Origin of the sequence: Faecalibacterium sp. (genome assembly GCF_052358865.1) — a bacterium.
GTDB classification, from domain to species: Bacteria; Bacillota; Clostridia; order Oscillospirales; family Ruminococcaceae; genus Faecalibacterium; species Faecalibacterium butyricigenerans.
This window is the reverse complement of the sequence record NZ_DAWCVJ010000080.1, coordinates 1-10,183: the sequence shown is the minus strand read 5'-3', so window position 1 is coordinate 10,183 and position 10,183 is coordinate 1. Positions and strand designations below refer to the sequence as shown.

Below are 10,183 nucleotides of genomic sequence, written 5' to 3'. Positions count from 1 at the left end.
TCAGGTGTCGGCCAGCGTCAGGAAGTTCAGCTCGTCTTTTTCGTCCAGGGGATGTCGCGTAGAATTCGTGGTATTTCTATCAGTATACCGTTTTGCGGACGGAAGCGCAAGGCGGCAGAGCGGCGATCATTTATTGGCAGCGTGGTAGATGGCGATGATGTCGTCGAGGCTCAGCTTTTTGGCCGAGCCGAGGGCAGTGCCGGAGGCCTCGAGGCAGCGGCGGGCCATCTCGTCGATCTGTGCGTCGGTGGGGGCGATGCCCAGCTCGTGGAAGGAGGCGGGCATCCCGATGCTGTGGTAAAAGTCTACCATCGCGTCAATGCCCAGCAGGGCCACCTCTTCGTCGGTGCCGTCTGCCGTCACCCCCATGACATTCCGGGCAAAGCGGACGAAGCGGGGCAGGCAGTCCTTATAAACATACCGTGCCCAGCTGGGCCAGAGGGCGGCGAGGCCCGCGCCGTGGGTCACGTCGAACATACCGCCCATCTCGTGCTCCATTTTGTGGGACATGAAATCGCCGCTGGCGATGCCGCAGCCGGTGAGGCCGTTGTGAGAGAGGCTGCCCGCCCACATCACCTCGGCCCGGGCCTCATCGTTGGCGGGGTCGGTGTGGAGGATGCGGGCGTTCTTCATCACTGTGCGCAGCAGGCCCTCGGCCAGCGCGTCGGTCAGCTCCATGTTGCCGCCGTTGGTGAAGTAGCGCTCCATCGTGTGCATCATGATGTCGGCGCAGCCGGATTCAGTCTGGTAGTCGGGCAGGGTCTTGGTCAGCTCGGGGTCCATGATGGCGAACTTGGGGCGGCTGAGGTCGTCGTTGTAGGCCCGTTTCTGGTGGGTATCCTCGCGGGTGATGACACTGCTGTTGGATGTCTCGCTGCCCGCCGCCGCGATGGTGAGGATGCTGGCCACAGGCAGGCACTTCTGGGCCTTGCGGGTGTGCTCATACAGTTCCCAGACATCCTTGTCCGGCTCGGCGAGGCCGTAGGCGATGGCCTTGGCGGTGTCGATGACGCTGCCGCCGCCCACTGCCAGAAGAAAGTCGATGCCATTCTCCCGGCCGATGCGGATGCCTTCGTAGACCTTGTCGAGGTGCGGATTCGGCACGACACCGCCCAGTGTCCAGCTGGACAGGCCGGCCTCCGTCAGCGACTTCTCGGCCCGGTCGAGCACGCCGGAACGGATGGCGCTCTTGCCGCCGTAGACTACGAGGACGCGGGTGCCGCCGTATTCGCGCACCAGCGCGCCCACGCGCTGTTCGGTGCCCTTGCCGAAGATGACCCGGGTGGGGGAGTAGAATTCGAAATTGCTTGCCACTGGCAGACGACCTCCTTTTTGGTTGGAACAAAATAAAACCTGCACTCTCCCGGCGGGAGGATGCAGGTTTCATTGGAAAACATCAGACAAAAAACCTGCCGACACGAGGCGGTTGCAAGCCCTCTGTCGGCAGGATGCTTACTTCTTCGGAGTCATAGCCTCTTGACCTCGATTTCCTCATTTTTCGGTCTGTACCGGACGTTTCATGGAAGCTTCTCCTTTGAAACGATGAAGAACGATCATCAGGGGAATGAATTTCTTAGTACATTGGAATGACCCTTTTCTTAACTGTTGGAGTGCGGGATACGAATCACAGAGATGAATTTCATATTACCACATTCTTTCGAGTTAGATTTGCGAAGGGAGCGTCATTACTAGTACATTGGAGTTTCTCCTTTGGAGTTATTCAAATACGATGCTCCGTACAAAAGCTTTCTTCATTTCGAATCACCTTCGGCGGATCTATTTGAACGCGGGGGATTTATTTCACAGACTGTACTGTTATCCGCTTTATTGAATGCTCAAGACCGGCTCTTGTTGTTGTGTTTTTATACGGGGGAAACATCCCGTTTGTGGTGAGCCTCTGTTTTGCTTCTCAGCGAACCCCGACAGTCTGTGCACACTGTGCGGGTTCCATATCAACCATCGGTCTTCGCTCCTTTCTTCTTAAAGTCAGCGGGGTGAGTTCTCATTTGAACTTCTGCTGTACTTCTCTGGTTTCTGGCTTTATTATACACGCACGAGTCTGTTTTGTCTATTCGCAGAGTGCACAATGAATTGGACATACTTTTTCAAGAAACGACCAAAAAACTGTGAGAGTCGTACAAATATCAGGACGAAAGATTTTCCCTGCGCCAGAACCGTCTGTGGCTCCGGGCAGGGGAGGCGGTGCAGTAACGAATCTGCCCGAAAATTTTGGGTCGTTTGTGGAAGGATTTGCGCAAAACGGGAGAAAACGGCGAAAAACACTTACGCGGGGCGGGAGTTTGTGCTATCATAGCGGGCAATGAATGGTAGTCGTGCAAAGACAGACGAAGGTTCCGCCCTCGTCTGTCTTTTTTTATGCGGCGAAAGTTCCAGAAGACATTTTACCCACAACCAAAAATGAGGAGAAAACAAAAATGCCCAAGACCCTGCTTGAAAAAATCGTCTTTACTCTCGTGATGGCCGCGATCATGGTCTACGGAATGATCGTCTACAATGTCGCCCTCGCTACCGGCGGTGTGACCAACGCTACCTTCGGTATGGCGCTGCATGAAATGCCCATCATGGTGCCGGTGGCCTTCGTGCTGGAGTTTTTTGTAGTGGAAAAACTGGCCACCGCACTGGCCTTCACCTTTATGCGCCCTTCGGATCGCCCCCAGTTCATCACCTATACCATCTCCCTGATGATCGTCTGCATCATGTGCCCCATTATGAGCCTTGTGGCGACCGTGCTGTTCAAGGAGCCCAGCTTTGGGATGTGGGTGCACACCTTCGGCTGCAACTTCCCGATGGCCCTGTGCTGGCAGATGTTCTACTGCGGCCCGCTGGCCCGCTTTCTCTTCCGGCTCATCTTCCGCCGCGGGAAACAGTGAGCCTGTTATAAACAGGTAATATTATATAAGTCTCCGGTTAACAAAATTTCAGGTATCAAGTGCTTGACAACTATATGAATTTTATATGCCAGATATACATGGAGTGCATATTTCTGCCGGGAGCGTTTCATATTACCTCAAAAAATGAAACGAATCGCTAAAAAATGGCTAAGAAATTGGTTGAAATGGACAGTTTGAGAGCGAAATATTGTGCAAGATGTACGACAGTTTCGGCACAAGCGTGAAATAAGATATAACAAAAAGTAGAATATCGGCCGAAGGGCTTATCAAACCGGCCCAATCGTGCTATGATACCAGACGCAAAAGGATGCGCTGAGTGCGGAAAGAGGGTGTGTTTCCATGAAAAACGAACGCACCTTCTTTGATTTTCAGCGCGGCCTCTTTGACTAGAGAAACGAAAGGAGATAGAGTGAAAACGAACCACACCCTTACGCTTCAAGATAAGACTCTGCTCAGAAAGGAGGCAAAGCGATGAACGCATTGACTGCGGCCCTGAAAGAAGAGCTGAACGTGGAGATGGTCTCCATCGGCGGCTTGCAGGTGCCGGAATCCGTGGTGGTGAGCTGGGGCATCATGCTCTTTCTGGTGATCGGCTCCATCCTGCTCACCCGGAACCTCAAGGTGGATCACATCTCCAAGCGGCAGGCTGTCCTTGAGATGGTAATCACCACCATCGACGGCTTCTTCATGGGCCTGCTGGGCGAGCAGGGAAGGCGGTATGTGCCCTACCTCATGACGGTGGCTCTCTACATCGCCTGCGCAAACCTCATCGGCGTGTTCGGCATCAAGCCCCCCACGAAGGATCTGAATGTCACCGCTGCGCTGGCACTCATGAGCATCTGCCTCATCGAGTATTCCGGCGTCCGTGCCCGGGGCGGCAAAGGCTTCCTGAAAAGCCTCACCGCTCCTACCCCCATCATGACCCCCATGAACATCCTTGAGATCGCCATCCGCCCTACCAGCCTGTGTATGCGACTGTTCGGCAATGTGCTGGGCGCTTTCGTCATCATGGAGCTGATCAAGCTGGTGGTCCCGGTGTTCGTGCCGGCCATCTTCAGCCTTTACTTTGATTTGTTCGACGGTCTCATCCAAACCTATGTTTTCGTCTTCCTCACCTCGCTGTTCATGAAAGAGAGCATCGGAGGAGAGGAATAAACCTCTCCGTCACGCCTACGGCGTGCCACCTCTCCTATCGAGGAGAGACCTTGGCATTCCGGAAAGCCTTTCCTCTTCGCCAGAGGCTCCCCTCGGTAGGGGAGCTGTCGAGCGAATGCGAGACTGAGAGGTTGAACAACCAAACAACTTTACAATAAAAGGAGAAATAATTATGAACGGACTCGTAGCTCTGGGCGCTGGCATCGCAGCGCTGACTGGTATCGGCGGCGGCATCGGCATCGGCATCGCCACCGGCAAGGCAACGGAGGCCATCAGCCGCCAGCCGGAGGCTTCCGGCAAGATCCAGACCAACCTCCTGCTGGGCGCAGCTCTGGCCGAAGGTACTGCCATCTTCGGCTTCGTCGTTGCTCTGCTTATCATCCTGTTCCTGGGTTGATCACGGAGGCATGACGAATGCTGACTCTGAATCTGAACCTTCTGTATACAGTCGTCAACATTCTGGTTCTGTTTTTGCTGCTGCGCAAGTTCCTGTACAAGCCTGTCATGAACATCATCGCGCAGCGCCAGAAGCAGGTGGATGACGCCATGAACGCCGCCGAGACCTCCAAGCAGGAGGCCGCAGCGGCCCTGAACGACGCGCAGGCTAAGCTGCACAATGTGGACGCCGAGGCAGCAGCCCGCCGCACGGCCTACGAACAGCAGGCCGAAAAGGACAAGCAGCAGCTGCTGGCTGATGCCCAGAAGCAGGCCGACGCCATTCTGGCCGAGGGCAAGGCCGCCGCTGAGGCCGAGCGCCAGCATAAGCTGCGTCAGGCCGACGCCCAGACCACCGCACTGGCCCGCGCCATGTGCGAGAAGCTGCTGGCCCGCAACCTGAACGAGCAGGATGACGCACGCCTGCTGGACGACCTGTTGGAGAAAGCGGGGGCTGAAAATGGCAAGTGAATTCAGCAAGGAGTTCTTTGAGGCCAACCGCATCGTCAAAGCGGACCTCCGTGCCGCCCGCACCCCCCGCGAGGAGGACATGGACCGGATCAAGAAAGAGGTCTGCAAGCTGTACGACGCCACCGAGGTCATCCTGAATGTCACGGTGGACGACAGCCTCCTCTCCGGCTATGTGCTCCAGATCGGCGATCGCGTCTTTGATAACTCCGGCCGTCACGCCATCGACCAGATGATGGCCGACAAGCCCTCTCTGGCCACCCTCAAGACCCGCATCGAGGACTACAAACCCGCTGCCACCAGCGAGGAGGGCGGCGTGGTCGTCTCCTCTGCCGACGGCATCGTGGAAGTAGAAGGAATGGACCGCGCTGTCTACGGCGAGATTGTCACCTTCGAGAACGGTGCAAAAGGCATGGTGGAGAGCGTCGAGCCGGGCCGTCTGGGCATCATGCTCTTTGACGGCGCGGAGAGCGTCGGCGTCGGCACCATGGTCACCCGCAGCGGCAAGCGCGCGGGCATCCCGGTGGGCGAGGGCTTCCTTGGCCGTGTCATCGACCCGCTGGGCGAACCCATCGACGGCAAAGGCCCTGTCGAGGCTGTGGGCTACAACCCCATCGAGAAGCAGGCCCCCGGCATCCTCGAACGCCAGAGCGTGGACACCCCGCTCCACACCGGCATCCTCGCCATCGACTCCATGTTCCCCATTGGCCGCGGCCAGCGTGAGCTGATCATCGGCGACCGCCAGACCGGCAAGACCTCCATCGCCACCGATGCCATCCTGAACCAGAAGGACACCGGCGTGCTCTGCATCTATGTCGCCATCGGCCAGAAGGCTTCCTCCATCGCCCGCGTGGCTGAGGACCTGAAAAAGCACGGCGCTATGAGCTACACCACCATCGTGGCGGCGACCGCCTCCGACAGCGCCCCGCTGCAGTACATCGCCCCCTATGCGGGCACGGCGCTGGCCGAGTACTTCATGGCGCAGGGCAAGAGCGTCCTCATCGTCTACGACGACCTTTCCAAGCACGCGGTGGCCTACCGTGCCATCTCGCTGCTGCTCCGCCGCTCTCCGGGCCGTGAGGCTTACCCCGGCGACGTCTTCTATCTGCACTCCCGTCTGCTGGAGCGCTCCTGCCGGATGAGCGACGCACTGGGCGGCGGCTCCATCACCGCTCTGCCCATCGTGGAGACGCAGGCCGGCGACGTGTCCGCCTACATCCCCACCAACGTCATCTCCATCACCGACGGACAGATCTTCCTTGAGAGCGCCCTCTTCAACGCCGGCAACCGCCCGGCCGTCAATGTGGGCCTGTCCGTCTCCCGTGTGGGCGGCGCAGCCCAGACCAAGGCCATGAAGAAGGCCAACGCCAACCTGCGTATCGAGCTGGCCCAGTACAAGGATATGGAGTCCTTCGCTCAGTTCAGCTCGGATCTGGACGCCGAGACCCGCCATCAGCTGGAACACGGCAAGGCCCTGACCGAGATGCTCAAGCAGCCGCTCTATCAGCCCAAGACCGACGCCGAGCAGGTGGTCATCCTCGTGCTGGCCTCCCACGGGATGCTGGACGATGTGCCCCTCGCAGAACAGCGGGCACGCACCGCCGCCTTTGTGCGCCAGTTCCATGCAGACGTGTCCGGCACGATGGACGCCATCACGGCCACCGGCAAGCTCACCCCCGAGCAGACCGACACCATCCTGAACGCATGGAAGGCCTACGAGGGAGGCGAGAATCATGGCGTCCAGTAAGCTGCTGAAAGAGCGCATCGAGAGCATTCAGGATACCCGCAAGATCACGAATGCGATGTATCTGATCTCTTCCTCCAAACTGCGCAAGGCGCGCAGGAATTACCAGAACGTCCTGCCCTACTTCACCCGCATGAGGGACACCATCTCCCGTGTCGTCCCCCATCTGCCCGAGGAACCGGTGCACCCGTATTTCCACGAGCGGCAGCGGGAGGACGGCAACCCCCGCCGCGCCTATCTGGTGCTGACGGCGGACAAGGGCATGGCAGGCTCTTTCAACCAGAACGTGCTGAAGCTCCTGCTGGAAAAGGCCGATGCGAACGACCGGTTCTATGTCATCGGTCAGGTGGGCTACCGCGCCCTCCGCAAGGACCCCCGGCTGGTGAAGGAGTTCCAGTACGGCGCGACGGCACCGTCTTTGCAGCGTGCCCGTGACATCACGGTGGACGCCATCGACGATTTTAAGTCGGGCAAGCTGGATGAGATCTATCTCATCTATACCAAGATCCAGAACGCGCTCACCAGTGAGCCGGTCATGGAGCGGCTGCTGCCGCTGGACCGCGAGCATCTGCAGCCCGCTCCCAAGGGTCTGGGCGACCCCCGCGGTGAGGTGGAGCTGGTGCCCGATGCTTGGACAGTGTTCGAGCAGACCGCGCCCATCTATATGCACGGCATGATCTTCGGCGCCATGACCGAGAGCTTCTGCGCCGAGCAGAGCGCCCGCATGACGGCCATGGACTCGGCCACCAAGAGCGCCAACGATATGATCCGCGACTTGCAGCTGGAATACAACCGCACCCGCCAAGGCTCCATCACACAGGAGATCACCGAGATCATCGGCGGCGCGTCGGCGGTGAAGAATCAAGAATAACAAAACGAGGCAAATCTATGATACAGGGAACTATTATCCGCGTAGCCGGCCCTGTGGTGGACGTCCAGTTCGCCGCAGGCCGACTGCCTGCCCTGCAGGAAGCGCTGACCGTGACCGCAGAGGGCACTGAGCGCACGATGGAGGTGGCGCAGCACGTCAACGAATCGACGGTGCGCTGCATCATGCTCTCGGCCAGCGAAGGTCTGGGCAAGGGCATGGTGGTCACTGCCACTGGCCACGGCCTGACTGCCCCGGTGGGCGAGGCCACGCTGGGCCGTATGTTCGACCCGCTGGGCCGCCCCATCGACGGCAAGGGTTCGGTGGACGAGGTGCCCCACTGGCCCATCCACCGCAAGGCCCCCAGCTTTGCAGAGCAGAAGCCCGCTACTGAAATTCTGGAGACCGGCATCAAGGTCATCGACCTGCTGGCTCCCTACGCCAAGGGCGGCAAGATCGGTCTGTTCGGCGGTGCAGGCGTCGGCAAGACCGTCCTGATCCAGGAGCTGATCCATAATGTGGCCACCGAGCACGGCGGCTACTCCATCTTCACCGGCGTCGGCGAGCGCTCCCGCGAGGGCTGCGACCTCTGGGGCGAGATGAACGCCTCCGGCGTCCTCAACAAGACTGCGCTGGTCTTCGGCCAGATGAACGAGCCTCCCGGAGCACGTATGCGTGTGGCCGAGACGGGTCTGACCATGGCAGAGTATTTCCGTGAGGAGACGCATAAGGACGTGCTGCTCTTCATCGACAACATCTTCCGCTTCGTGCAGGCAGGCTCTGAGGTCTCCGCCCTGATGGGCCGTATGCCCTCCGCCGTCGGCTACCAGCCCACGCTGGCAAACGAGCTGGGCGCTCTGCAGGAGCGCATCACTTCCACCCGCGATGGCTCCATCACCTCGGTGCAGGCCGTCTACGTCCCTGCCGACGACCTGACCGACCCCGCCCCCGCCACCACCTTCGCCCATCTGGACGCTACCACCGTCCTGAGCCGTAAGATCGTGGAGCAGGGCATCTACCCCGCCGTGGACCCGCTGGCCTCCACCTCCCGCATTCTGGAAGCAGACATCGTGGGCGAGGAGCACTACCGCGTGGCCCGCAAGGTGCAGGCGACGCTGCAGCGCTATCAGGAGCTGCAGGACATCATCGCCATCCTCGGCATGGACGAGCTGAGTGAGGAAGACAAGCTCACCGTCACCCGTGCCCGTAAATTGCAGAAGTTCCTCTCCCAGCCCTTCGCGGTGGCCGAGAACTTCACCGGCCTGCCCGGCAAATATGTGCCGCTGGCCGAGACGGTCAAGGGCTTTGCCGCCATCGTGGACGGCAAGTGCGACGACCTGCCCGAGTGGGCCTTCTTCAACGTGGGCACCCTCGACGACGCCCGCAAGAAGGCAGCGGACAAGCTGGCGGAGGAAAAAGGCGGTGAGGCCTGATGAACAGCTTCATCCTCAACATCACGGCCTCCAGCGGTGAGTTCTATCAGGGCAGCTGCGAGAGCATGGTGCTGCCCGTGAAGGACGGCGTCTACGGTGTGCAGGCCGGTCACAGCCCGGTGCTGGTGGCTATCCACATGGGAATGCTCAAGTTCACCGTGGACGGCGAGACCCGGGAAATTCTGGTCGGTGACGGCATCGCCGAGGTGACGCCCACCTTCGTGCTTTTGCTGGTGGACAGCGCCGAGCGGCCCGAGGACATCGACAAGAACCGCGCCGAGGCCGCCCGCATCCGCGCCGAAGAGCGCTTGCAGCACAAGCAGAGTATGCACGAGTACTATCAGACGAAGATCGCCCTCGACCGTGCCATGCAGCGGCTGCAGACCGCATCCAAATACAAGCGTTAAGACTCCTTTCGAACATAAGCGATATTTCTCCAATTTCTCCAAAGCAGAGGGCCTGCCTGTCCATTTTACGGATGGGTGGGTCCTTTTGCGTTTCCTTTGACAGAGAAGGGGGAAAGTGATATGATTCTGGTATCCCCAAAGGAAAGACGGCCCGCATGGGAAATGCGGAGCCGCCGGAGTCCATGGCAGACGGATATGGCAGACAGCAGAGAGCCGTACAGGCAGAAAGGGCGCAGTTATGACGCTTATGACAGTCCCCGCAGCAAGCATCGCAGGCATGGTATTTTCCCTTGTCGTCTCCTTCGCACTTCCCATAGGCCTTTTCATCTACGCAAAGAAGAAGCTGGGCGCGAAGGCGGCACCGTTCTTTATCGGGTGCGGCGTTTTCTTCGTGATGGTGGTGATGCTGGAAGCTGCCATCCATCGCATCGTGTTCCAGCTGGCCGGAGAAGCGCTGACCGGAAGCGTGATCCTATACGCAGTCTATGGCGGCCTGATGGCAGCACTTTTTGAAGAGACTGGCCGTTACATCGCCATGAGGTTTCTGGTGAAGCCGATGGACTTTCCGAACGCCTTTATGTATGGCGCCGGACACGGCGGCGTGGAGGCAATGCTTCTGTGCGGCGTGGCATCCATCAGCAACATCGCAAGTGCCGTGATGATAAACTCCGGCACCATGTCTGCACAGCTGGCGTCTCTTGACGCAAAGAAGGCGGCAGACACGGCAGCTGTGCAGACATGGTGCCGGAGTTTATCATCAC

The 10,183-nt window shown here is 59.2% G+C and carries 10 protein-coding genes; 9 read left to right on the top strand and 1 reads right to left on the bottom strand.

Annotation, left to right across the window (positions count from 1 at the left end; all coding sequences use genetic code 11):
• Positions 1-126: 126 nt before the first annotated feature.
• Entirely contained in the window at positions 127-1,314 is a 1,188-nt protein-coding gene (locus ACT8X9_RS11155) for an iron-containing alcohol dehydrogenase (protein WP_444269035.1), read from the bottom strand.
• A gap of 1,121 nt (positions 1,315-2,435) precedes the next feature.
• Here ACT8X9_RS11155 and ACT8X9_RS11150 point away from each other — a divergent pair.
• From ACT8X9_RS11150 to ACT8X9_RS11110, 9 genes are all read left to right on the top strand, one after another.
• Positions 2,436-2,891: a DUF2798 domain-containing protein gene (locus ACT8X9_RS11150; RefSeq protein WP_444269034.1), complete on the top strand. Its 456-nt coding sequence runs from the start codon at positions 2,436-2,438 to the stop codon at positions 2,889-2,891.
• Between the two features lie 492 nt (positions 2,892-3,383).
• Positions 3,384-4,067: a F0F1 ATP synthase subunit A gene (locus tag ACT8X9_RS11145; RefSeq protein ID WP_444269033.1), complete on the top strand. Its 684-nt coding sequence runs from the start codon at positions 3,384-3,386 to the stop codon at positions 4,065-4,067.
• A 172-nt stretch (positions 4,068-4,239) separates the two neighbouring features.
• Complete coding sequence (gene atpE / locus ACT8X9_RS11140; protein ID WP_015563599.1) at positions 4,240-4,464, top strand: ATP synthase F0 subunit C; 225 nt, start codon at positions 4,240-4,242, stop codon at positions 4,462-4,464.
• Positions 4,465-4,481: 17 nt separating this feature from the next.
• Entirely contained in the window at positions 4,482-4,973 is a 492-nt protein-coding gene (locus ACT8X9_RS11135) for an ATP synthase F0 subunit B (protein WP_444269032.1), read from the top strand.
• Entirely contained in the window at positions 4,963-6,717 is a 1,755-nt protein-coding gene (gene atpA / locus ACT8X9_RS11130; RefSeq protein WP_444269031.1) for a F0F1 ATP synthase subunit alpha, read from the top strand. Before ACT8X9_RS11135 ends, atpA begins: the two co-directional genes overlap by 11 nt.
• Positions 6,704-7,585: an ATP synthase F1 subunit gamma gene (gene atpG / locus ACT8X9_RS11125; RefSeq protein WP_444269030.1), complete on the top strand. Its 882-nt coding sequence runs from the start codon at positions 6,704-6,706 to the stop codon at positions 7,583-7,585. Before atpA ends, atpG begins: the two co-directional genes overlap by 14 nt.
• 17 nt (positions 7,586-7,602) lie before the next feature.
• Positions 7,603-9,015: a F0F1 ATP synthase subunit beta gene (gene atpD / locus ACT8X9_RS11120; RefSeq protein ID WP_227619932.1), complete on the top strand. Its 1,413-nt coding sequence runs from the start codon at positions 7,603-7,605 to the stop codon at positions 9,013-9,015.
• Entirely contained in the window at positions 9,015-9,422 is a 408-nt protein-coding gene (gene atpC, locus ACT8X9_RS11115; protein ID WP_227619931.1) for an ATP synthase F1 subunit epsilon, read from the top strand. Before atpD ends, atpC begins: the two co-directional genes overlap by 1 nt.
• 238 nt (positions 9,423-9,660) lie before the next feature.
• On the top strand, positions 9,661-10,183 hold a 523-nt coding region (locus tag ACT8X9_RS11110; RefSeq protein ID WP_444269029.1), incomplete at its 3' end, for a YhfC family glutamic-type intramembrane protease.

Bases quoted from the DNA above. Each gene is read 5' to 3' on its own strand.
- ACT8X9_RS11150 (WP_444269034.1), top strand. From the start codon at position 2,436: ATGCCCAAGACCCTGCTTGAAAAAATCGTCTTTACTCTCGTGATGGCC.
- ACT8X9_RS11145 (WP_444269033.1), top strand. From the start codon at position 3,384: ATGAACGCATTGACTGCGGCCCTGAAAGAAGAGCTGAACGTGGAGATG.
- atpE (WP_015563599.1), top strand. From the start codon at position 4,240: ATGAACGGACTCGTAGCTCTGGGCGCTGGCATCGCAGCGCTGACTGGT.
- ACT8X9_RS11135 (WP_444269032.1), top strand. From the start codon at position 4,482: ATGCTGACTCTGAATCTGAACCTTCTGTATACAGTCGTCAACATTCTG.
- atpA (WP_444269031.1), top strand. From the start codon at position 4,963: ATGGCAAGTGAATTCAGCAAGGAGTTCTTTGAGGCCAACCGCATCGTC.
- atpG (WP_444269030.1), top strand. From the start codon at position 6,704: ATGGCGTCCAGTAAGCTGCTGAAAGAGCGCATCGAGAGCATTCAGGAT.
- atpD (WP_227619932.1), top strand. From the start codon at position 7,603: ATGATACAGGGAACTATTATCCGCGTAGCCGGCCCTGTGGTGGACGTC.
- atpC (WP_227619931.1), top strand. From the start codon at position 9,015: ATGAACAGCTTCATCCTCAACATCACGGCCTCCAGCGGTGAGTTCTAT.